Raw genomic sequence first — 22709 nt, 5'->3', positions numbered from 1 at the left:
CCGACGGTCAGGCGGGGCCCGCCGGGCCGACCGGTGTCGCCAGGACGGGATGGCGCCGCGCCGAGTCCAGCGCGGCGGCCGCCCCACGCACGGCGGCGGTGTGCGGCCGGGGCACCGGCCGGACGGAGGTGTTGAGCTGCCGGGCGAGCCGGTGGACCAGCTCCGGGCGCAGCGCGCCGCCCCCGCCGAGCAGCGGTCCCCGTGCGAGCGCGTCGACGAACTCCGGGCGGGGGTCCTCCCGCACGAGGCCGGTGACCGCCTCGGTGACCCGGTCGGCCAGTCGCCTCGCGGTCAGTGTCGGCAGATCGCCGGTGCCGTGTTCCACGCGGCGGGCGGCGGAGACGGTGCCGTCGCACAGCAGGGCGACCTCGGTGAGCTGGGCACCGAGGTCGACGACGAGCAGCGGCCGGGACAGGTCGGCACCGGCCGCGAGCGCGAGCGCACGGACGGTGTCGATCGCCAGCACGCTGCGCGGCCGCAGCCCGGCCAGCACCGCGGCGAGCTCCGCCCGGTGCTCCGCACCGCCGAGCACCGGGGTGGTGCACACGATCACGGGGCGGGCGTACCGGGGGACGCGGGGGGCGAGCAGCCGGGTGAGCAGCCGCGCGGCCCCGTCGGAGTCGACGATGGCACCGCGCTCGACGGGGCGGACGACACCGGCGTCGTCCGCGGGACCGAACGAGACCGTGGGCGCGTCGAGGATGGTGTGTGCCCGGGTCCAGACGCGCGTCCGGGCGCTGCCGAGGTCGAGCGCGAGGCCCGAGGAGCGCCGCAGCGCCCGCCACGCGGGCTCGCGCCGTGCGGACGTCACCGGTTCACCTCCCTGGTCCGGTGGCAGGGGGCGCAGTAGCGCGCCTGGGGGACGATGCGGAGGCGGGGCAGGTCCATGGGGTGGCCGCAGCGCAGGCAGAGTCCGTAGCTGCCCTCGTCCATCCGGGCGAGGGCGGCCTCGACGTCGGCGAGCACCATGCGGGCGGACGCACACAGCTTGACGTGCACCTCCAGCTGCGAGGGCACGCCCCGCTCCCGGGCCCGCTGGGCCCGCGCGGGCGCGACATGCCCGAGCTGCGCGAGCTGATCGAGCCGAAACGCCCGCTGCTCGACCAGACCCTCCCGCAACCCACCCAGCTCCCCGGGCCCGATCCCGGCATTGACACCACCGACAACGACCTGATGCTCCATCGCTTACCCCTCTCCGAACGGGACGCGACGCGGACGGCTGCCTACGAACCCCGGCCGCCCCCTGCTTTCAAGGGGCGCGGGGAACTGCGCGAGAAGCCCCCACCCACCCGCACCCCGGGGTCCAAGGGGCGGAGCCCCTTGAAGGGACGGGAAGGGTAGGGGCGGCGGGGGCGAAGAAACCCTCGTCACCCCACCCGCTGCGCACACGGCACGCACGACCCCGCATAGGGAAGGATCTCCAGCCGCTCCACCGGAATCGGCTTCGCACACCCCCCGCACACCCCGTAGGACCCGTCCTCCAGCCTCCCGAACGCCGCCTCGATGTCCTTCAGCGCCCTCCGCACAGCCATCCGCTGCGCCGACACCAGGTCGTCGGCGACCGCGTCCCCCTGCCCCTCGCGCAACGCCTCCAACTGCGCGAGCCGCGTGTTGCGCTCGTGCTCCAGGCGCTGCCGGGCCTCGTGCATGCTCAGACGCCCGGCGGACGAGCCGGCGCGGGCGGTGTCCAGCGACATCGCAACAGGTCCTTTCCACGAAAAGCGGCTCCGGGGCCCGGGCCGGCCCGTCCGTCCCTCACGTCGGACGGACCGACCCCGACCGGGGCCGACGGGCGCCCCGGGAGCCGGGCGGGAAGCTGACGGTCTCCCCGCTCGCCCTCCACCCTCGTCGACCACCCCTGAACGGGCCATCGGTCGCGGACCCCATTTCCGGTGGGTCGCGCAGTGCACTCCGACGGGCCCCCCGGCCCCCGCGCGCCACGCAGATGGGGCCCGCTCCCCATCGACCCCCGCCCGCCCGGCACGGCAGTCTTGGCACTGGGGCGGCCACCGCGCCACCCCACCCTCCGTGACCCCACGGCCGGTGGCCGCCCGCGAACGGCGATAGTGGACGTACGCGCACACCCGACACGTACCGAACGACCGAGCACGTACCGCACGACCGAGCGCGTACCCGATGACAACGACGGAAGGCATGACCCCCGGTGTCCCTGTTCTGGCGGATCTTCGGCCTGAACGCCCTCGTCCTGGGCGCGGCCACCGCGCTCCTGCTGTGGGCCCCGGTGACCGTCTCGGTGCCGGTGGTGCTGACCGAGGCCGTGATCCTGCTGGCCGGCCTCGCGGTGATGCTGGTGGCCAACGCCGCCCTGCTCCGCATCGGCCTGGCCCCGCTGGAGCGGCTGTCGCGGCTGATGTCCACCGTCGATCTGCTGCGCCCGGGGCAGCGGCTGCCCGTCCCCGCGCAGAGCGGCGTCGCGGAGCTGATCCGCACGTTCAACGCGATGCTGGACCGGCTGGAGACCGAGCGCGCCACCTCCAGCGCCCGCGTGCTGTCCGCCCAGGAGGCCGAGCGGCGCCGGATCGCCGCCGAGCTGCACGACGAGGTCGGCCAGAGCCTGACCGCCGTGCTGCTCGGCCTGAAGCGCGCCGCCGACCAGGCACCGGAACCGCTCCGCGAGGATCTGCGGCAGGCGCAGGAGATCACCCGGGAGAGCCTGGACGAGGTGCGCCGGCTGGCCCGCCGGCTGCGTCCCGGCGTGCTGGAGGACCTCGGCCTGATCGCCGCGCTCACCTCGCTCGCCACCGACTTCGCCACCCACACCGGACTGCGGGTCGTGCGCCGGCTGGAGAACGGGCTGCCCCCGCTGGACCGGGAGGCGGAGCTGGTGCTCTACCGGGTCGCCCAGGAGGGCCTGACGAACATCGCCCGGCACGCGGAGGCGGAGTGCGCCGTGCTCGCCCTGCGCCGCACCGGCACCGCCGTCGTCCTGGAGATCACCGACGACGGCCGTGGCATCGGCCCGGCCCGGGAGGGCGCCGGCATCCGCGGCATGCGGGAGCGCGCCCTGCTGCTGGGCGCCGCCCTCGACCTCTCCCCCGCCCCCGAGGGCGGCACCCGGCTCCTGCTGACCGTGCCCACCACGACCGTGCCCCCCGCCCCGACCGAGCCGCCGCCCGCCCCCGCCGCACCCACCCGGAAGAACGCCTGACCCATGACCGAACCGACCACCCCACCGGCCGCCGCCACCCGCACCCGCATCCTGCTGGCCGACGACCACGCCCTGGTGCGCCGCGGGGTGCGGCTCATCCTGGAGGGCGAACCCGACTTCGAGGTCGTCGCGGAGGCCGGTGACGGCGCCGAGGCCGTCCAGGCCGCCCGAACCCACCGCCCCGACCTCGCGATCCTGGACGTCGCCATGCCGCGCATGACCGGACTCCAGGCCGCCCGGGAGCTCTCCCAGCTCCAGCCCGACCTGCGCATCCTCATGCTGAGCATGTACGACAACGAGCAGTACTTCTTCCAGGCCCTCAAGGCCGGCGCGTGCGGCTACGTCCTGAAGTCGGTGGCCGACCGCGACCTGGTCGAGGCCTGCCGCGCTGCGGTACGGGGCGAGCCGTTCCTGTACCCGGGCGCGGTCACGGCGCTGATCCGCAACTTCCTGGACCGGGTCCGCTCGGGCGACGAGGCCCCGGACAGCGTGCTGACGCCGCGCGAGGAGGAGGTCCTCAAGCTGATCGCGGAGGGCCACTCCTCCAAGGAGATCGCCGACACCCTGTTCATCAGCATCAAGACCGTCCAGCGCCACCGGGCGAACCTGCTGCACAAGCTCGGCCTGCGGGACCGCCTGGAACTGACCCGGTACGCCATCCGGGCGGGCCTGGTCGAACCCTGACCGTCCGGCCGGGCTCCCACCCCGGCCCGCTCCCCCCTGACACACCGGCACGGCACGCGTCGGACGACCTCGCGCGCCGACCTGCATACCCATACCCCGTACCCGTATCCGTACCTACCCACAAGCCGTACGGCTGGAGCCCTCCTGTGAAACGCGTCGACCGCGTGCAACGCGCCTCCCGTGTGCGGGCCGTCCTGGCCCTCGTCGTCCTGGCCCTGTCCGTGTACATCGCGCTCACCGTCCCGCCCCGGCTGGGGCTCGACCTGCGCGGCGGCACGCAGATCGTGCTGCAGACCCGCGACTCGGACACCGCGAAGGCGGACGCGGACGCCACCGACCGGGCCCTGGAGGTGCTGCGCCGCCGGATCGACGGACTGGGGGTGTCGGAACCCAACCTGGTCCGCTCCGGCGAGGACCGGATCATCGTCGAGCTGCCGGGCGTGCAGGATCCGCGCCAGGCCGCCGACGTCCTCGGCCGCACCGCACAGATGACGTTCCACCCCGTCCTCGGCACCGCCGCCCAGCAGGACTCGGGCTCCTCCGGCGGGCGCGTCCTGGCCGACGAGGACGGGCAGCGGCTGCGGCTCGGTCCGGCCGCGATGACCGGCGAGCACGTCAAGGGCGCCGAGGGCCGGATCGACCCGCAGCAGGCGGTGGGCTGGTTCGTCACCGTGGACTTCGGCGGCAAGGGCAGCGACCTGTGGGCGAAGCTGACCGGTGAGGCCGCGTGCAACCCGGCCGGGGACCCGGCCCGCCGGGTGGCCATCGTCCTCGACGACGAGATCATCTCCTCGCCCCAGGTCGACCCGTCGGTCTCCTGCGGCACGGGGATCGCGGGCGGCTCGACGCAGATCACCGGCGGGTTCTCCGACAGCGAGGCGAAGGAGCTGGCGCTGCTGGTCAACGGCGGGGCGCTGCCCGTGCCGGTGGAGACGATCGAGCAGCGCACGATCGGCCCCACCCTGGGCGCGGAGGCGATCACCGCGAGCGCGTGGGCCGCCGTCATCGGCGCGGCGCTGACCTCGCTGTTCGTGATCGTCGTCTACCGGCTGCTCGGCGCGCTCGCCACCCTCGCGCTGGCCTGCTACGCCCTCGTCTCCTACGCCGCCCTGGCCGCGCTCGGCGCCACGCTCACCCTGCCGGGGCTGGCCGGCTTCGTGCTGGCGATCGGCATGGCGGTGGACGCCAACGTCCTGGTCTTCGAACGGGCGCGGGAGGAGTACACCGCGCGCCGGAGCACGACCCCGCGCACGGCGCTCAACGTGGGCTTCCGCAAGGCGTTCAGCGCGATCGCGGACTCCAACATCACCACGCTGATCGCGGCCGGACTGCTGTTCTTCCTCGCCTCGGGGCCGGTGCGCGGCTTCGGTGTCACCCTCTGCATCGGGGTGCTGGCGTCGATGTTCAGCGCGCTGGTCATCACCCGGGTGCTGGCCGAGTTCGCCGTCAACCGGCGTGCGGTGCGCACGCGTCCGGCGTGGTCCGGCATCGACCGCACGGGGCGGGTGCGGGCCTGGCTGGGCCGCCGCGACCCGGATCTGATGCGGCGGCCGCGGCGCTGGCTGGCCGTGTCGGGGGTCGCGCTGGTGCTGGCGACGGCGGGCATCGCGATGCGCGGGGTGGAGCTGGGAGTGGAGTTCACCGGCGGCCGGCTCATCGAGTACTCCACCCCCCGCACCGTCTCCGCCGACGACGCCCGGGAGGCGCTCGCGGACGCCGGGTTCCCGCGCGCGGTCGTGCACTCCTCCGCCGACGGCGATCTCACCGTCCGTACGACCGATCTGACCGACGCCGAGGAGCGGGAGGTACGGGAGGCCGTCGGCGAACTCGGCGGGAAGACGGCGAAGGTGCGCGACGAGATGATCGGGCCCAGCCTCGGCGACGAACTGCGCACCAACGCGCTGCTCGCCCTCGGCGCCGCCCTCGCGACCCAACTGCTGTATCTCGCCGTACGGTTCCGCTGGACGTACGCGACCTCGGCCGTGGTGGCGCTCGCCCATGACGTCGTCCTGCTGATCGGGGTGTTCGCCTGGCTCGGCAAGCCGCTCGACGGCGTCTTCCTGGCGGCCCTGCTCACGGTCATCGGCTACTCGGTCAACGACTCCGTCGTCGTCTTCGACCGGGTCCGCGAACTCACCGCCGGCGACCGGAGCGGACCCTTCGTGAGGATCGCCAACTCGGCGGTCCTCAGCACCCTGCCACGGACCGTCAACACGGGGATCGGGGCGCTGTTCATCCTGGTCGCCCTGGTGGTGCTGGGCGGCGACACGTTGACGGACTTCGCGCTGGCCCTGCTCATCGGCATCGTGGTGGGCACGTACTCGTCGGTCTTCACGGCGACCCCGCTGGCCGTGGCGCTACAGGGCCGCGAGACGCGAGGGTCCGGCGGGCGCGGCGGACGGCGCGACGGCGGCTCCGAGGGCGCGCGGGGCGCCCGTACGCCGTCCCGGGCGTCCTGACCGGGGAGGCGACGAGACGAAGGGGGCGGTGCATCCCGTACCGCCCCCTACCGCCCCCTTCACTCCTTGAACTCCCGCACACGGAAAGTGATTTCCCCGCTTTACCTCTTGACGGCCGGGGCACCGGAGAGCACATTGAGCGCGCGCTCTGAGAGCGCTCTCAGCAGGCTCCCGGAGTGCATGCACCACCCGCGTACCCCCACTCCCCGTACGTGAAGAGGCATTCATCAGATGACCGAGACATCCTCCTCCGGCAGCCGCCGGACCCACCACAGACGCCGTTCACTGCGGCGCGCGCTCGTCGCCGTCATCGGCACCCTGGGCCTGGCGGCCGCCGCGGCGACCGCCACCACCGGTTCCGCCAGCGCCTCGGCGCCCACTCCCCCGGCGGGCTGGTCCCAGGTCTTCCTGGACGACTTCAACGGTGCCGCGGGCACCGGGGTCGACACCAACAACTGGCAGTACGACACGGGCACTTCGTACCCCGGCGGCGCCGCCAACTGGGGCACGGGCGAGGTCGAGACGATGACCTCCAGCACCAGCAACGTCGCGCTCGACGGGGCCGGCAATCTGCAGATCACCCCGCGCCGCGACGCCTCCGGGCACTGGACCTCCGGCCGCATCGAGACCCGCCGCACCGACTTCCAGCCGCCGGCCGGCGGGAAGCTGCGGGTGCAGGCCCGCATCCAGCTGCCCAACGTCACCGGCGCGGCGGCCAAGGGCTACTGGCCGGCGTTCTGGACGCTGGGCGCCCCGTTCCGCGGCAACTACCAGAACTGGCCGGCCGTCGGTGAGCTGGACATCATGGAGAACGTCCAGGGGCTCAACACCGACTGGGCCACGATGCACTGCGGCACCAACCCGGGCGGCCCCTGCAACGAGACGACCGGCATCGGCGGTTCGACCCCGTGCAGCGGCACCACCTGCCAGGCCGGGTTCCACACCTACGCGATGGAGTGGGACAGGTCGACGAGCCCGGAGGAGGTGCGGTTCTACCTCGACGGGGTCAACTTCCACACCGTGCGGGCCAATCAGGTCGACGCGACGACGTGGGCGAACGCCACGAACCACGGCTACTTCGTGATTCTCAACGTCGCGATGGGCGGGGGCTTCCCGGGCGCCTTCGGCGGCGGTCCGGACGCCGGCACGGAGCCGGGGCACCCGATGACCGTGGACTATGTGCAGGTGCTGTCGTCCTCGGGCGATGGGAGCGGTACCACCCCGCCGCCGACCGGGAACCGGGATGCCTACGGGACGATCCAGGCGGAGTCGTTCGACAGCCAGTCGGGGACGTTCACGGAGTCCACGTCCGACAGCGGCGGCGGCCAGAACATCGGCGCGGTCGCGAACGGGGACTGGGCGCTCTACAAGGGCGTCAACTTCGGGTCCAGCGCGGCGCACCAGTTCAGTGCGCGGGTCGCGAGCGGGGCGGGGAGCGGGGTGAGCGGTCTGGTCGAAGTACGGCTGGACAGCCGCAGCGCGGCGCCGATCGGGAGTTTCGCGCTGGCGAACACGGGGGGCTGGCAGAGCTGGCGGACGGTGCCGGCGAACATCAGTGGGGTGACGGGGACGCATGACGTCTACCTGACCTTCACCAGCGGCCAGCCGGCCGACTTCGTCAACGTCAACTGGTTCACCTTCGGCCACTGAGGTGCAACCCCCGCCGCCCCTGCCCGCCCCCGGGCTCCCGGCGTCCCCCCTGGTCGGGGGAGGCCGGGAAGCCGGGAGGCGGGGCAGGGGCGGCGTTCCTTCATGGCGGGGAACGGCATGATGCCTGTCTGTTCCACCCCGCTTCAGGACGCCGGAACCCGCACCCCGTACGCTCAGCCGGGATCAGCCCTGCGGGACCAGCTTCCCCCGCTTGAGCATCAGGGTCTCGTCGCAGGCGGCGGCGACCTCCCTGGAGTGCGTCACGACGATCACGCACTTGCCGTCGTCGTGCGCCAGCTTCTGGAAGACCTTGATGATGCCGGCGGCGGTCTCGTGGTCGAGGGCGCCGGTCGGCTCGTCGGCGAAGAGGATGTCGACCTCGCAGGCGAGCGCGCGGGCGATGGCGACGCGCTGCTGCTGGCCACCCGAGAGTTGGAGGGTGCGGCGGGTGCGGTCGACGGGCTCGATGCCGAGGAGCTCGAGCAGTTCGTTGGCGCGCTGCTTCCTGCGGCCGCCCCTGACACCGGTGATCTCCATGGCGGAGGTCACGTTCTGGACGGCGTTCATGTAGGTGAGCAGGTTCAGTGACTGGAACACGGTGGCCACGTGCCGGTTGCGGTACGTGCCGAGTCCGAGCTCGGCCACGTCGCGGCCCTGGAAGCGGATGCTTCCCGAGGTGGGCGCGTCGAGGCCGCTGGCCAGGGACAGCAGCGTCGTCTTGCCGGAGCCGGACGGGCCGACGACGGCGTACATGCGGCCGGTCTCGAAGGCGTACGAGACGGACTTGAGGACGACGCGGCGACGGTTGCCGGTGCTGTACGTGCGGGTCACGTCGGCGAGTTCGAGGATCGGCGCGGCCGGTGCGCCGGGTGCGTTCGGGTCGGTGGCGGGAGCGGTGGTCACGTCAGTTGCCCTTCGTGAGGATGTCGCGCGGGTTGAGGCGCAGGACGCGGGCGCCGGGGACGAGGGTGGCCAGGGCGGCGATGCCGAGTCCGGTGGCACCGACCTCGGCGATGTCGGCCGGGCCGAGGTGCACGTCGAGCGAGTCGATCGGCCCGGCCTCGGGCCCGCCGTCTTCCCGCATGCTCACGCCGTTGGGGTCGCTGGGGTCGCGTCGGAGGCTGTCGTTCTCGGCATCCTGCCTGGCCGAGTCGACCTCGCCGGCGAGCAACTTGTTGCCGATCGCCTCGGAGAGGAACTGGCTGCTCACGCCCGCGAGTCCGATCGCGATGACGGCGCAGGCGACGACTTCGACGAGGTGCTGGCCGAGCAGCTTGGGCTTCTTCTCGCCGAGGGAGAGCAGGACGCCCAGCTCGCCGCGGCGCTCGCGCAGGTTGGAGGCGACAATGAGGGCGAGGATGAGCGTGCCGGCGACGGCGACGAGCCACACAGTGACCGTCGCGAAGCCCGCGGTCTTGGTGATGGGGCCGACGAGCGTCTTGTACTGCTTGTCGTTGACCGAGATCGGGAAGATCTGGAGATCTGCGCCCGCCTTCCGGGCGTCTTCCTTGAGCCGGCCCAGGTCATCGGGGTCGGCCAGCGTGAAGGTGGCCGCTCTGAGGGTGCCGCCGTCCTTGGTGGTCTTTCCGCCGAGGAGGCTGGCTCCCTCGATGCTCGTGTAGACCTGGTTGGCCGGGTCCATCATCGCGGGCACGTACTGGCCCGTGTCGGCCGTGCCGTTCTTGTAGATGCCGATGACCTCGAACTCGTGCTCCGAGGTGTCCACGCCCGGCATGACCTCGCCGATCTTGAGTTTGGCCCTGTCACCGATCCCGAGCCTGTTCTCCTTGGCCACCCGCTCCTCGACGACGATCTCGTCCTTCTTGGTGTCCGGCCCGATGCCCTTTCCGGCGATCATCCTGGAGTCGCCGTTGCGGAAGGCGCTCACCTCGGAGAGCTTGCGCACTCCGTCCACCTTGAACAGGTCGGTGCCGGCGCTGTCCTGGCCGACAGGCGCCGGGACCGGCTGGTAGAGCTTGGTGGTCGCGGTGGGGAAGGCTGCTCCGTCGGCCGTGTAGTTGCAGTCGGTGACCACCGACGACCCGCAGATCTTGTCGACCAGGTCGCGCTTCAGATCGCCGGCAGATCCGATGGTGCCGGGGTTCGGCCCGCTGCCCTGGTTCCCGTCGTTCTTGCCCGACGCCATCAACCCGTTCAGGTCGAGCTGCATCGTGGCCGCCGCGCCCACGCTCTTCTTGGCGCTGTCGGCCGCGCGCGCCGCCGCCGACCGGATCAGAAAGCCGGACAGCGCCAGGGTGCAGACGACGAAGAACAGGCCGACCAGCGTCAAGGTCTTGCCCGGGGCTCCGGTGAGCCGCCACCACGCACGTTTGGAGAAGTTCATGGACGGCACGCTATGAGGCCGGCGTTTTGAGTGACATTTGCCAGGAGAGTCACTCACGCGCACTCTCATACACGAATCAAATACGGCATCTGGTAGACGTGACGGAAACACCGGAAACGGTCGGAATCCCTTCGGCCGCGCCCCGGCTTCTCAGGAATTTCTCAGAAACGGCGAAAGGGCGGTGCCCGTGCGGGTTTTAGTGGTCGAGGACGAGCAGTACATGGCGCGCGTCCTGGAACTCGGGCTGCGACGCGAGGCCATCGCCGTCGACGTCGTCCACGACGGGACGACGGCCTTGGAGCGGGTCACGGTGTACGACTACGACGCCGTGGTCCTGGACCGCGACCTGCCGGGGGTGCACGGCGACGAGGTGTGCCGCCGCATCGTCGCCATGGGCGCGGAATGCCGCGTGCTGATGCTCACAGCGGCCGGCCGGCTCGGCGACAAGGTGGAGGGCCTGGGCCTCGGCGCAGACGACTATCTCGCGAAGCCCTTCGACTTCCCCGAACTGGTCGCCCGACTCCGCGCCCTGTACCGGCGCAGCCCCATGGCTCACTCCCCGACCCTGACATTCGCCGGCCTGACCCTCGACACCCATAGGCGCCAGGCGGTCCGCGACGGCACGGAAATCAGACTCACTCCGAAGGAAATGGCCGTCCTGGAACTGCTGATGCGCGCCAACGGCGGAGTACTGAGCGCGGAATACCTGCTCGACAAGGCGTGGGACGCGCACGCCGATCCGCTCACGAACGCCGTCCGGCTCGTGGTGCACACGCTGCGCAAGAAGCTCGGCGAGCCACGACTCGTGCACACCGCGATCGGCGCGGGCTATTACCTGGGCGCGAAGTGAGGCGGCCTCGGAGCCGCGAACACCGGCCGCGCACACTGAGCATCCACACCCGGCTCTTCCTCGGCTTCGGCACCGCGCTCGCGGCCTGCTCCACACTCATGGTGGCGATCATCTACACCGGGATCCGTTACCTGCCGACATACGACTTCACGACACCGATCGCCCTGCCGCGGACCGAGGCGAGCCCGCCCCACGTCGCACCGACGTACGAGCCGGACGTCCAGGACCCGCCCCTGAAGCGGGGCGAGCCGATCGATGCGTCCGGCCTGATCCGCGACAAGGAGGATGTGTGGGCCACGGTCCTCGCGCTGTCCATCGGCGGCGTGATCGTGGTCCTCGGCATCGGCCTGGGCGCGGGCTGGCTCCTGTCACGCCGGCTGCTCGCACCACTGCACACCATCAACCGGGCGGCGGCCAAGGCCGGCGAGGGCGACCTGACCTATCGGATCAACGCCCAAGGCCCCCACGACGAACTGAAGCAGCTCGCCGACACCTTCGACACGACGCTGGCGCGCCTTGAGGAATCGTTCGCGGCGCACCGGCGGTTCGCCGCGAACGCCTCACACGAACTGCTGACACCGCTCGCGACAACGCGGGCGATCCTCCAGATGACCGGCAGTGACACGTCGGAGGAGGAGTTCGCCGAACTGCTGCCGATGCTGCGCGAGACCAACGAGCGCAACATCCAGGTCGTGCAGCAGTTGCTGCGGCTCGCGGCAACGGAGCGGGAGATCCATGACACCGAACCGGTGGACCTGGCCGAACTGACGGAAAAGACCGTCGCCGAGCAGCGGGCCGGGACCGGCAACGTGACGATCACCGCCGCGATCGACACCCGCGAACCCTGGGAGGTCATGGGCAGCGAGACGCTGCTGCGGCAGCTCGTCGTGAACCTCCTCGACAACGCCTGTACGCACAATGTGTCCGACGGGACGGTCGATGTACGGGTCGACCGGGTGGACGACGCGATCGTCCTGGAGGTCGCCAACACGGGTCCGGCGGTCGACCCCGAGGCGGTGGACCGGCTCTTCGAACCCTTCTACCGGGCCCGCCCCCGCGTGGCCAGCGACCGCAGCGGCCACGGTCTGGGCCTCGCGATCGTACGCTCCATCGTGCACGGCCACCACGGCACCGTGACGGCACGGGCGCGGGCCACCGGCGGTCTCCTCGTACGCGTCGAGCTGCCGGCCTGGCAGGAGACCGATGGGGCTCCCGTGGGAGCACGTTGAGGAGGACACGTGGACGGCAGAAGCGATTTCCCGCAGGCCCGGCTCAGCGACGCTCTCGCCGCCGCGGGGGTGCCGGAAAAGGAGGTGGCCGACGTACGGGGACTCGGCGGTGGCACCTTCAACACCGTCTTCCGGGTGCGCCGGACCGACGGCACCCAACTGGTGGTGAAGCTGGCACCCGATCCGAGCGAGCCCGTACTGCGGTACGAGCACCGCATCCTAGCCACGGAGGCCTGGTTCTACGACACGGTCCGGAAGGCCACCGGCGTCCCCGTACCGGCCGTCCTCACTCCGCCCGGTGACAAGGGCACCGCCGCCGGCGACCACCTGGTCATGTCGGAGTGCCCCGGCGGCAACTGGTACGAGTTGGGGGACGCGGTGGAGGCCGGTGACCGGCGACGCCTGCGCACCGAGCTGGGGCGCTTCACGGCCGCCCTGCACTCGATCACCGGCGAGGCCTTCGGGTATCCGGCCGAACCGCTGGGTCCGTTGCGCGGGAGCTGGCGGGAGGCGTTCCTCGAGATGGTCGGCGCCGTCCTCACGGACGCCGGGCGCTTCGCCGTCGAGCTGCCCGAAGACGCCGATCGCATCCGGGAGTTGTTCGCGGCGCAGAGCGCGGTCCTCGACGAGGTGAGCACTCCGCGGCTCGTCCACTTCGACCTGTGGGACGGCAACATCCTGGTGGACCGCGGCCCGGCGGGCGCACGGATCGGCGCGCTCATCGATGCCGAGCGGGCCTTCTGGGGCGATCCGCTGGCCGAGTTCGTCTCGCTGTCGCTCTTCGACGACATGGAGCGTGACGACGCCTTCCTGGAAGGGTACCGAACGGCGGGCGGCACCGTGACGTTCGACGCGTCCGCGCGACGGCGGCTGACCCTCTACCGTTCGTACCTCTACTTGATCATGTGGGTGGAGGCGGTGCCACGCCGGTTCGACGCCGAGCGGTGCGCCTGGCTCCGTCGGCAGGTCGTACAACCCCTCGCGGCCACCTTCGATCTCTGGGCGGCCCAGGGGCGGGAAAGGCCGGCATGATCGCGACACCGGCCTCCGGCGCTACACCGCGCGTACACGTCCCCGGGCTGTACGCCCAGGCCGAGCGGGAGAGGAGGCTTCTGCTGGCTCCCCCCCCCCGGACGCCCCCGGACGCCCCCGACGTAGTCGCCAGACGGCGCATCACCGACCTGTATCTGGCGTACACGCGCCTGCGGTTGCGCCGGACACGAGACGAGGACGCCACGTCGTTCCGCCGCCCGTCCACATGCGTCGCGGAGGTGACCGACGACCTCCGCTTCACCGGTGGCAGCCTCGTGGGTGCCGCGCGGGAGGAACTGCTGTCCTGGCCGGCCGAGTACGGACTGGAGGGCACTGTCCGGCCCGCGTGTCCGACCGACCGGAACTCTCGGTCGAACAGTGGTCCCCCGGCTCACCCCTGACCGCGCGGCGCGTCGAGGAGCCACCGGCCGGGGCGTGCGGAGGGAACACGGGAAACCGCCCCCTCACCCCACCTCCGCTCGAAACATCGCCGGCGTCAGCCCGGTCCGCTGGTGGAAGTACTTCGAGAAGTTCGCCGCGTCCGGGAACCCAAGAGCCGCGCCCACGCGGCCCACCGGCACATCCGTATGCGCCAACAACCGCTTCGCCTCCAGCACCACCCTCTTGTCGATGAACCCCTTCGGCGTCTCCCCCGTCGCCGCGCGCACCGCGCGCACCAGCGTGCGCCGGCTGTACCCGAGCGCATCCGCGTACGCGCTCACGCTGTGGTTGGTCGCGAAGTCCCGTTCCACCGCCTCCCGGAACCGCCCGAACGTCGTGCTGTCCGCCCCCTCCGCTCCCGGCCGCCCCGCCGAGCCGACGGCGAGGTGGGCGAGGCGGTACAGGAACGCCGTCAGCGTGTGCCGCAGCACCGCCGTGTGCAGGCTCAACGGCAACGTCGCCGTGTCGACGTACTCCCGCTCCAGCTGCCGCAAGCAGTGCCGCAGCGCATCCAACTGCGCCGGATCGGGGCGCAGCAGCGGCGGCAGGTCGTACCGGTACAGCCCCGTCGCCTCGACGATCGCCCGCGGCAGGAACCCGGGCTGCATCGTCAGCGCGGTCCCCCGGTACGCGTGCGCGGGCCGGAACCGGTGGACCTGCCCGGGCCGGATCCACAGCACGTCACCCGCCCGCGCCTCATGATCGGTGAAGTCGATCATGTGGGTCACCGGCCCCCCGGTGAACAGCATGACGACGTGGAAGTCCACCCGGTGGACCCGCTCCGGCACCGCCCGGGACTGCCACGTCGGCCCGTCCTCCCCCATGGGCCCGATCTGCATCCCGACCCCGCTCACGCTCGCGCGCGGATCGAACGGAAAGGTCTGGATCGCCCCCGCCGGTCTCTGCGAGGGGCCGATCTCCTCGTCGGAGGTCTGGAACGCGTCTCCGTAGGTACCCGTGCCCGTGTCCACCATGTCCGTCTCGTGTGAGTTCATCCGGCCGCACGGCGCCCGCCGACCGGGGCCGTGTCCCACTTTCACCGAAGCGTGGCACAGTGCGACCTGGCCCGCCAAAAGTCAGACTTTTAGATTTGAAGGCGTCCGACCGGTCTATCCGCATGATGTGAGGACTTCTTGAAGATGAGTATTCAGAACCTCGGCCGCCCCGGCCGCCTGGAGTGGACCGAGCTCGACCGCCGTGCCGTCGACACGGCCCGTGTCCTGGCCGCCGACGCCGTGCAGAAGGTCGGCAACGGCCACCCGGGTACGGCGATGAGCCTGGCCCCGGCGGCGTACACGCTCTTTCAGAAGGTGATGCGGCACGACCCGGCCGACCCGGAGTGGACCGGCCGCGACCGCTTCGTCCTCTCCCCGGGCCACACCTCCCTCACGCTCTACACCCAGCTCTACCTCTCCGGTTACGAGCTGGAGCTGGACGACCTGAAGGCGTTCCGCACCCACGGCTCCAAGACCCCCGGCCACCCCGAGTACGGGCACACGGCCGGCGTCGAGACGACGACGGGACCGCTGGGCCAGGGCGTGGCCAACGCCGTCGGCATGGCGATGGCCGCCCGCTACGAGCGCGGTCTGTTCGACCCGGAGGCACCCGAGGGCGAGTCCCCCTTCGACCACACCGTCTGGGCGATCGTCTCCGACGGCGACCTGGAGGAGGGCATCTCCGCCGAGGCCTCCTCGCTCGCCGGCCACCAGCGGCTCGGCAACCTCGTCTTCCTCTACGACGACAACCACATCTCCATCGAGGGCGACACCGCGACCGCGTTCTCCGAGGACGTACTGAAGCGCTACGAGGCGTACGGGTGGCACGTCCAGCGCATCGAGCCCGCCGAGAACGGCGACGTCGATGTGCACGCGCTGTACACGGCGCTCGGTGAGGCGCAGGCCGAGACCGCGCGCCCCTCGATCATCGCCATGCGCACGATCATCGCCTGGCCCGCCCCGCACGCCCAGAATACCGAGGCCGCGCACGGCTCGGCGCTCGGCGCGGACGAGGTCGCGGCCACCAAGCGCGTCCTGGGCTTCGACCCGGACAAGAGCTTCGAGGTCGCCGACGACGTCCTCGCGCACACCCGCAAGGCGCTCGACCGGGGCGCGGAGGCGCACGCGGCCTGGGACAAGGAGCTGGCCGGCTGGCGCGAGGCCGACGGCGAGCGCGCGGAGCTGTTCGACCGGGTCGTGGCCGGCCGCCTGCCCGAGGGCTGGGAGGACGCCCTGCCGGTGTTCGAGGAGGGCAAGGCCGTCGCCACCCGCGCCGCCTCCGGCAAGGTGCTCCAGGCGCTCGGCGCGATCCTGCCCGAACTGTGGGGCGGCTCCGCCGACCTCGCCGGTTCGAACAACACCACGATCGACAAGACCAGCTCCTTCCTCCCGAAGGGCAACCCGCTCCCCGAGGCCGACCCGTACGGCCGCACGGTGCACTTCGGCATCCGCGAGCACAGCATGGCCGCGGAGATGAACGGCATCGCGCTGCACGGCAACACCCGCGTGTACGGCGGCACGTTCCTGGTCTTCTCCGACTACATGCGCAACGCCGTACGGCTGTCCGCCCTCATGCAGCTCCCGGTGACGTACGTCTGGACGCACGACTCCATCGGCCTCGGCGAGGACGGCCCCACGCACCAGCCGGTCGAACACCTGGCCTCGCTGCGCGCGATCCCCGGCCTCAACGTCGTCCGCCCGGCCGACGCCAACGAGACCGCGCTCGCCTGGGCCGAGATCCTGCGCCGGCACGCCACGCACCCGGCCCCGCACGGCCTGGCCCTGACCCGCCAGGGCGTGCCGACGTACGCGCCCAATCCCGAGACGGTCAAGGGCGCCTACATCCTCCAGGAGGCCTCCACCGGCACCCCGGACGTCATCCTGCTCGCCACCGGCTCCGAGGTGCAGCTCGCCGTAGGCGCCCGGGAGCAGCTGGAGGCCGAGGGCGTCGCCACCCGCGTGGTGTCGGTGCCGTCGGTCGAGTGGTTCGAGGAGCAGGGCCCGGAGTACCGCGAGCGGGTACTGCCGGCCGCCGTGAAGGCGCGCGTCGCCGTCGAAGCCGGCATCGGCCTGACCTGGCACAAGTACGTCGGGGACGCCGGCCGCATCGTCTCCCTCGAACACTTCGGCGCCTCCGCGGACGCCAAGACGCTCTTCGCCGAGTTCGGGTTCACCGCGGAGCACGTGGCCGCCGCGGCGAAGGAGTCCCTGGCCGCCGCGCGCGGCTGACCCGCGCCGCTTCCCGCCCGCATCCGCAGCAGAAGGAAAGAAAGATCACTGTGACCACCGAAGGAACGTCCGCCGCCTCCTCCCCCGAGCCGCTCGCGCTGCTGGCGAAGGAGGGTGTCTCCGTGTGGCTGGACGACCTCTCCCGCCGCCGTATCGCCTCCGGCAACCTGGCCGGGCTGATCGCGGACAAGCACGTCGTCGGCGTGACCACCAACCCGTCCATCTTCCGCGCGGCCATCGGCTCGGGCGAGGGGTACGAGGAGCAGCTCGCCGACCTGGCCGTGCGCGGGGTGACGGTCGACGAGGCCGTACGGATGATGACCACCGCCGACGTACGGGCCGCCGCCGACGTGCTGCGCCCGGTGTACGAGGCGACCGGCGGCCGGGACGGCCGGGTCTCCATCGAGGTGGATCCGCGGCTCGCGCACGACACGGACGCCACGGTCGCCGAGGCCGTGCAGCTGTCCTGGCTGGTCGACCGGCCCAACGTGATGATCAAGATTCCGGCCACCGGGGCCGGGCTGCCCGCGATCACCGAGGTGATCGCCCGGGGCATCAGCGTCAACGTGACGCTGATCTTCTCCCTGGCCCGCTACCGCCAGGTGATGGACGCCTACCTCACCGGTCTGGAGCAGGCCCGGGAGCGCGGCACGGAGCTGTCCGGCATCCACTCGGTGGCCTCGTTCTTCGTCTCCCGCGTGGACGCCGAGATCGACAAGCGGCTGACCGCGCTGGGCACGGACGAGGCCCTCGGCCTGCGCGGCCGCGCGGCGCTCGCCAACGCGCGCCTGGCCTACCAGGCGTACGAGGAGCTCTTCGGGACGGAGCGCTGGGCGGCCCTGGAGAGCGCCGGAGCCAACCGGCAGCGCCCCCTGTGGGCCTCCACCGGGGTGAAGGACCCCGCCTACAAGGACACCCTGTACGTGGACGAACTGGTCGCCCCCGGCACCGTCAACACCATGCCGGAGGCCACGCTGGACGCCACCGCCGATCACGGTGACGTCCGGGGTGACACGGTCACCGGTGGGTACGCGCAGGCCCGGGCCGACCTCGACGCGGTGGCACGGCTGGGCATCTCGTACGACGAGGTGGTCGGGCTGCTGGAGGACGAGGGCGTGGCGAAGTTCGAGGCCGCCTGGCAGGAGCTGCTGGACGCGGTCGCGGCCTCGCTGCGCGGCAAGGACGGCGCCGACGACGACGGCAAGGAGGTGCACGCCTGATGAGCGACGACGAGACGGCCGCCAAGGCCACCAAGCGCGCGGCCAAGGGCACGAGGAGCAGGGCCACCGGGTCCGCCGGGACCGGGTCCCGGGCTGCCGGGCCCAAGGCGGCCCGGGCATCCGAGGCCCAGGCAACCCCAGCCCGGGCAACCGAAGGGACGCCACAGAGTCCCGAGGAGTCCCAGGAACCCACAGCCCCACAGAACTCCCAGAACCCCCGAGCCGCCCAGGAAGCCGTGGGCGCCTGCGCCACCCCGGACGAGCTGCTCGGCGACTGGGCCAACGAGCTGCGTGACCCCCGGGACCGCCGGCTGCCCCGTATCGCTGGCCCCTCCGGCCTGGTGATCTTCGGCGTCACGGGCGACCTGTCCCGCCGCAAGCTGATGCCGGCCGTGTACGACCTGGCCAACCGCGGTCTGCTGCCGCCGGGCTTCTCACTGGTCGGGTTCGCCCGCCGGGACTGGGAGGACCAGGACTTCGCGCAGGTCGTGCACGACGCGGTGCGCGAGCACGCCCGTACGCCGTTCCGCGAGGAGGTCTGGCAGCAGCTCGCCGAGGGCATGCGGTTCATCCCCGGCGACTTCGACGACGACACGGCGTTCAAGCAGCTCCGCGCCGCCGTCGACGAGCTGGACGCCTCCCGCGGCACCTGCGGCAACTACGCCTTCTACCTCTCCGTGCCGCCGAAGTTCTTCCCCAAGGTCGTCCAGCAGCTCAAGAAGCACGGGCTGGCGGACGCCCCGCAGGGTTCCTGGCGGCGCGCGGTCATCGAGAAGCCGTTCGGCCGGGACCTGGGAAGCGCGCGCGAGCTGAACGCGCTCGTGCACGAGGTGTTCGCCCCGGACCAGGTGTTCCGCATCGACCACTACCTGGGCAAGGAGACCGTCCAGAACATCCTGGCGCTGCGCTTCGCCAACCAGATGTACGAGCCGATCTGGAACCGCTCGTTCGTCGACCATGTGCAGATCACGATGGCCGAGGACATCGGCATCGGCGGCCGGGCCGGCTACTACGACGGCATCGGCTCGGCGCGTGACGTCATCCAGAACCACCTGCTCCAACTGCTCGCGCTCACCGCGATGGAGGAGCCGGCCGCGTTCGACGCGGAGTCGCTGCTGACCGAGAAGCTGAAGGTGCTCAAGGCGGTCAAGCTGCCCGAGGACCTGGGCGCGCACACCGTGCGCGGGCAGTACGAGGGCGGCTGGCAGGGCGGCGAGCCGGTGCGCGGCTATCTGGAGGAGGACGGCATCGACCCCGGGTCGAAGACCGACACCTTCGCCGCGATCAAACTGGAGATCGACAACCGCCGCTGGGCGGGCGTGCCGTTCTACCTGCGCACCGGCAAGCGGCTCGGCCGCCGGGTCACCGAGATCGCGGTCGTCCTCCAGCGGGCCCCGCACTCGCCGTTCGACTCGACGGCCACCGAGGAGCTGGGCCAGAACGCGATCGTGTTCCGGGTCCAGCCCGACGAGGGCATGACCGTGCGGTTCGGCTCCAAGGTGCCGGGCACGTCCATGGAGATCCGGGACGTGACGATGGACTTCGCCTACGGCGAGTCGTTCACCGAGTCCAGCCCGGAGGCGTACGAGCGGCTCATCCTCGACGTACTGCTCGGCGACGCCAACCTGTTCCCGCGCCACCAGGAAGTGGAAGAGTCCTGGAAGATCCTCGACCCGATCGAGGGGTACTGGGACGCGCACGGCACGCCCGCGCAGTACGCCTCGGGAAGCTGGGGTCCCGAGGAAGCCGACGAGATGCTCGCACGAGACGGACGGAGCTGGCGCAGGCCATGAAGATCGACCTGACCGACACCACGGCAAGCAAGATCAACAAGGCGTTGGTGCGGGGCCGCCGCGCGATCGGCACCCCGGCCGTGGGCATGGTCCTGACGATGGTGATCGTCACGGACGAGGAGAACGCCTACGACGCCCTGAAGGCGGCCGAGGAGGCCTCGCACGAGCACCCCTCGCGCACCCTGGTCGTCATCAAGCGGCACGCCCGTACCCTGCGCGACCGCACCACCTCCCGGCTGGACGCCGAGGTGCGGGTCGGCTCCGAGGCGGGCACCGGCGAGACGGTCGTCCTGCGGCTGTACGGCGAGGTGACCGGGCACGCGGACTCGGTGGTGCTGCCGCTGCTGCTGCCGGACGCGCCCGTCGTCGTCTGGTGGCCGGTGGACGCGCCGGAGAACCCGGCGAAGGACCCGCTGGGCGCGCTCGCCCAGCGCCGGATCACAGATCTGTACGCCGTCGAGTCCCCGATGGACGTACTGCGCACCCGGGCCGCCTCCTACGCGCCCGGCGACACCGACCTGGCCTGGACCCGGCTCACCCTGTGGCGGTCGATGCTGGCCGCCGCCCTGGACCAGGCCCGTACGCCGGTGACCTCGGCAGCGGTGGAGGCCGAGGCCGACAACCCCAGCGCCGAGCTGCTGGCGCGCTGGCTGGAGGCCCGGCTGAAGGTGGACGTGGACCGGGTGGAGAGCGGCGGCCCGGTGGTGACGACGGTGCGGCTCGGCACGGACAAGGGCGAGATCGTCCTGGACCGCCCGGCCGGACCGCTGGCCACGCTCACGCTGCCCGGGCAGCCCCCGCGCTCCCTGGCGCTGAAGGTGCGCCCGCTGTCCGAGCTGATCGCCGAGGAGCTGCGTCGGCTGGACGCGGACGAGATGTACGAGGTGGCACTGCGCGGCGCCGACGCCTCCACCGAGGAGGCCGTGGCCCGTGTCTGAGCCCGTTTCCCCCTCCTCCGGCCACCACCCCTGGCTCACCCGCCGCCCCGAGTGGACGGCCCTGGAGGACCACCGCGCCGACGCGATACCGCAGCCCCGGCTGCGCGAGCTGTTCGCCACGGACCCCGGGCGCGCCCAGCGGTACCGCGTCCGGGCCGGCGATCTGCTCATCGACTACTCCAAGCACCTGATCACCGACGAGACGCTGGCCCTGCTCCAGGAACTGGCCACCGCCACCGACGTGTTCGGACGGCGGGACGCGATGTTCCGCGGCGAGCGCGTCAACACCACGGAGAACCGCGCGGTCCTGCACACCGCGCTGCGCGCCCCGCGGGACGCGGTGATCGAGGTGGACGGCGAGAACGTCGTCCCGGCCGTGCACCAAGTCCTGGACCGCATGGCCGACTTCGCGGACCGCGTCCGCTCCGGCGAGTGGACCGGCCACACCGGCCGCCGCATCCGGAACGTCGTCAACATCGGCATCGGCGGCTCCGACCTGGGCCCCGCGATGGCCTACGAGGCGCTGCGCGCGTTCACCGACCGGGATCTCACCGTCCGGTTCGTGTCGAACGTGGACGGCGCGGACCTGCACGAGAACCTGCGGGACCTGGACCCGGCGGAGACGCTGTTCATCGTGGCGTCGAAGACGTTCACGACGATCGAGACGATCACCAACGCCACGTCGGCCCGCTCCTGGCTGCTCGCCGGGCTCGGCGGCGAGGACAAGGCGGTCGCGAAGCACTTCGTGGCGCTGTCGACGAACGCGGATAGGGTTTCCGACTTCGGCATCCACACGGCCAACATGTTCGAGTTCTGGGACTGGGTCGGCGGCCGCTACTCGTACGACTCGGCGATCGGCCTCTCGCTCATGCTGGCGATCGGCCCGGACCGCTTCCGCGAGATGCTCGACGGCTTCCACACCATCGACGAGCACTTCCGCACCGCCCCCGCCGAGGCCAACGCCCCGCTGCTCCTCGCCCTGCTGGGCATCTGGTACGGCAACTTCCACGACGCGCAGTCGCACGCCGTGCTGCCGTACTCGCACTATCTCTCCCGGTTCACCGCCTACCTCCAGCAGCTCGACATGGAGTCCAACGGCAAGTCCGTCGACCTCGACGGCCGTCCGGTGGAGTGGCAGACGGGGCCCGTGGTGTGGGGCACCCCCGGCACCAACGGCCAACACGCGTACTACCAGTTGATCCACCAGGGCACCAGGCTCATCCCGGCGGACTTCATCGGCTTCGCCCGTCCGGTGGCGGAGCTGAGCGACGAACTGGCGGCGCAGCACGACCTGTTGATGGCCAACTTCTTCGCCCAGACGCAAGCACTCGCGTTCGGCAGGACGGCGGAGGAGGTGCGCGCGGAGGGCGTGCCGGAGGAGCAGGTGCCGCACCGCACGTTCCGCGGCAACCACCCCACCACCACGATCCTCGCCCCCGAACTGACCCCCTCGGTCCTCGGCCAGCTCATCGCGCTCTACGAGCACAAGGTGTTCGTGCAGGGCGCGGTGTGGGGGATCGACTCCTTCGACCAGTGGGGCGTCGAACTGGGCAAGGTCCTCGCCAAGCGCGTCGAGCCCGCGCTCAGCGAGGGCGCCGATGTCCCCGGTCTCGACCCGTCCACGGCCGCGCTGGTGGCCGACTACCGTGAACTCAAGTCCAGGGAAGTGAAGTGAC

At 71.7% G+C, this 22709-nt stretch carries 18 protein-coding genes; 12 read left to right on the top strand and 6 right to left on the bottom strand.

Translation table 11 applies throughout. The features are described 5' to 3' along the window. Positions 1-7: 7 nt before the first annotated feature. From OIE12_RS27790 to OIE12_RS27780, 3 genes are all read right to left on the bottom strand, one after another. The gene (locus OIE12_RS27790) at positions 8-811 is read right to left on the bottom strand and encodes a rod shape-determining protein (protein WP_329139928.1); all 804 of its coding nucleotides are present in this window, start codon (positions 809-811) and stop codon (positions 8-10) included. Beyond that, positions 808-1182: a TraR/DksA family transcriptional regulator gene (locus tag OIE12_RS27785; RefSeq protein WP_329139925.1), complete on the bottom strand. Its 375-nt coding sequence runs from the start codon at positions 1180-1182 to the stop codon at positions 808-810. Before OIE12_RS27785 ends, OIE12_RS27790 begins: the two co-directional genes overlap by 4 nt. Positions 1183-1367: 185 nt before the next feature. Further along, positions 1368-1697: a TraR/DksA C4-type zinc finger protein gene (locus tag OIE12_RS27780; RefSeq protein ID WP_329139923.1), complete on the bottom strand. Its 330-nt coding sequence runs from the start codon at positions 1695-1697 to the stop codon at positions 1368-1370. Positions 1698-2164: 467 nt separating this feature from the next. On the opposite strand from OIE12_RS27780, the gene OIE12_RS27775 reads away from it, so the two are divergent. From OIE12_RS27775 to OIE12_RS27760, 4 genes are all read left to right on the top strand, one after another. After that, entirely contained in the window at positions 2165-3169 is a 1005-nt protein-coding gene (locus OIE12_RS27775) for a HAMP domain-containing sensor histidine kinase (protein WP_329139921.1), read from the top strand. Between the two features lie 3 nt (positions 3170-3172). Continuing rightward, positions 3173-3853 (top strand): response regulator transcription factor, encoded by a 681-nt coding sequence (locus OIE12_RS27770; protein ID WP_329139920.1) that lies wholly within the window; start codon positions 3173-3175, stop codon positions 3851-3853. 146 nt (positions 3854-3999) lie between these two features. Further along, on the top strand, positions 4000-6312 hold the full coding sequence (gene secD, locus OIE12_RS27765) for a protein translocase subunit SecD (protein ID WP_329139918.1): 2313 nt from the start codon (positions 4000-4002) through the stop codon (positions 6310-6312). Positions 6313-6543: 231 nt separating this feature from the next. After that, positions 6544-7962, top strand: a complete 1419-nt coding sequence (locus tag OIE12_RS27760) for a glycoside hydrolase family 16 protein (RefSeq protein WP_329139916.1) — start codon at positions 6544-6546, stop codon at positions 7960-7962. Between the two features lie 183 nt (positions 7963-8145). Here the strand turns inward: OIE12_RS27760 and OIE12_RS27755 are convergent, their stop codons facing one another. Together OIE12_RS27755 and OIE12_RS27750 are read right to left on the bottom strand one after the other, a co-directional pair. Then, positions 8146-8865 (bottom strand): ABC transporter ATP-binding protein, encoded by a 720-nt coding sequence (locus OIE12_RS27755; RefSeq protein ID WP_329139914.1) that lies wholly within the window; start codon positions 8863-8865, stop codon positions 8146-8148. Position 8866: 1 nt separating this feature from the next. Beyond that, positions 8867-10306: an ABC transporter permease gene (locus tag OIE12_RS27750; RefSeq protein ID WP_329139913.1), complete on the bottom strand. Its 1440-nt coding sequence runs from the start codon at positions 10304-10306 to the stop codon at positions 8867-8869. A 187-nt stretch (positions 10307-10493) separates the two neighbouring features. Between OIE12_RS27750 and OIE12_RS27745 the strand changes: the two genes are divergently transcribed. The 3 genes from OIE12_RS27745 to OIE12_RS27735 are packed head-to-tail and all read left to right on the top strand — an operon-like array spanning position 10494 to position 13417. Beyond that, positions 10494-11156 (top strand): response regulator transcription factor, encoded by a 663-nt coding sequence (locus OIE12_RS27745; protein WP_329139910.1) that lies wholly within the window; start codon positions 10494-10496, stop codon positions 11154-11156. Then, a complete protein-coding gene (locus OIE12_RS27740) occupies positions 11153-12385 on the top strand; it encodes a sensor histidine kinase (protein ID WP_329139908.1) in 1233 nt (410 codons plus the stop codon). Before OIE12_RS27745 ends, OIE12_RS27740 begins: the two co-directional genes overlap by 4 nt. A 9-nt stretch (positions 12386-12394) precedes the next feature. After that, complete coding sequence (locus tag OIE12_RS27735; RefSeq protein WP_329139906.1) at positions 12395-13417, top strand: phosphotransferase family protein; 1023 nt, start codon at positions 12395-12397, stop codon at positions 13415-13417. Between the two features lie 464 nt (positions 13418-13881). On the opposite strand, the gene OIE12_RS27730 is transcribed toward OIE12_RS27735, so the two are convergent. After that, positions 13882-14853: a helix-turn-helix domain-containing protein gene (locus tag OIE12_RS27730; protein WP_329139905.1), complete on the bottom strand. Its 972-nt coding sequence runs from the start codon at positions 14851-14853 to the stop codon at positions 13882-13884. Positions 14854-14997: 144 nt separating this feature from the next. Between OIE12_RS27730 and tkt the strand changes: the two genes are divergently transcribed. Genes tkt through pgi form a run of 5 tightly spaced genes read left to right on the top strand, consistent with a single transcriptional unit; the run spans position 14998 to position 22708 of the window. Then, a complete protein-coding gene (gene tkt, locus OIE12_RS27725) occupies positions 14998-17082 on the top strand; it encodes a transketolase (protein WP_329139902.1) in 2085 nt (694 codons plus the stop codon). A 50-nt stretch (positions 17083-17132) separates the two neighbouring features. Further along, positions 17133-18302 carry a transaldolase gene (tal, locus tag OIE12_RS27720; protein ID WP_443053933.1) on the top strand — a complete coding sequence of 390 codons (1170 nt, stop codon included), beginning with the start codon at positions 17133-17135 and terminating at the stop codon, positions 18300-18302. Then, positions 18302-20095: a glucose-6-phosphate dehydrogenase gene (zwf, locus tag OIE12_RS27715; protein WP_329139901.1), complete on the top strand. Its 1794-nt coding sequence runs from the start codon at positions 18302-18304 to the stop codon at positions 20093-20095. The genes tal and zwf overlap by 1 nt, the downstream gene beginning before the upstream one ends. Continuing rightward, positions 20092-21033, top strand: coding sequence for a glucose-6-phosphate dehydrogenase assembly protein OpcA (opcA, locus tag OIE12_RS27710; protein ID WP_329139898.1), 942 nt, complete (start codon positions 20092-20094; stop codon positions 21031-21033). The genes zwf and opcA overlap by 4 nt, the downstream gene beginning before the upstream one ends. After that, positions 21026-22708 (top strand): glucose-6-phosphate isomerase, encoded by a 1683-nt coding sequence (pgi, locus tag OIE12_RS27705; protein WP_329139895.1) that lies wholly within the window; start codon positions 21026-21028, stop codon positions 22706-22708. The genes opcA and pgi overlap by 8 nt, the downstream gene beginning before the upstream one ends. The last annotated feature ends 1 nt before the right edge of the window (position 22709 follow it).

Origin of the sequence: Streptomyces sp. NBC_00670 (assembly GCF_036226765.1) — a bacterium.
In the GTDB taxonomy this organism is placed as follows: Bacteria; Actinomycetota; Actinomycetes; order Streptomycetales; family Streptomycetaceae; genus Streptomyces.
This window is presented reverse-complemented; position numbering and strand designations above follow the sequence as displayed.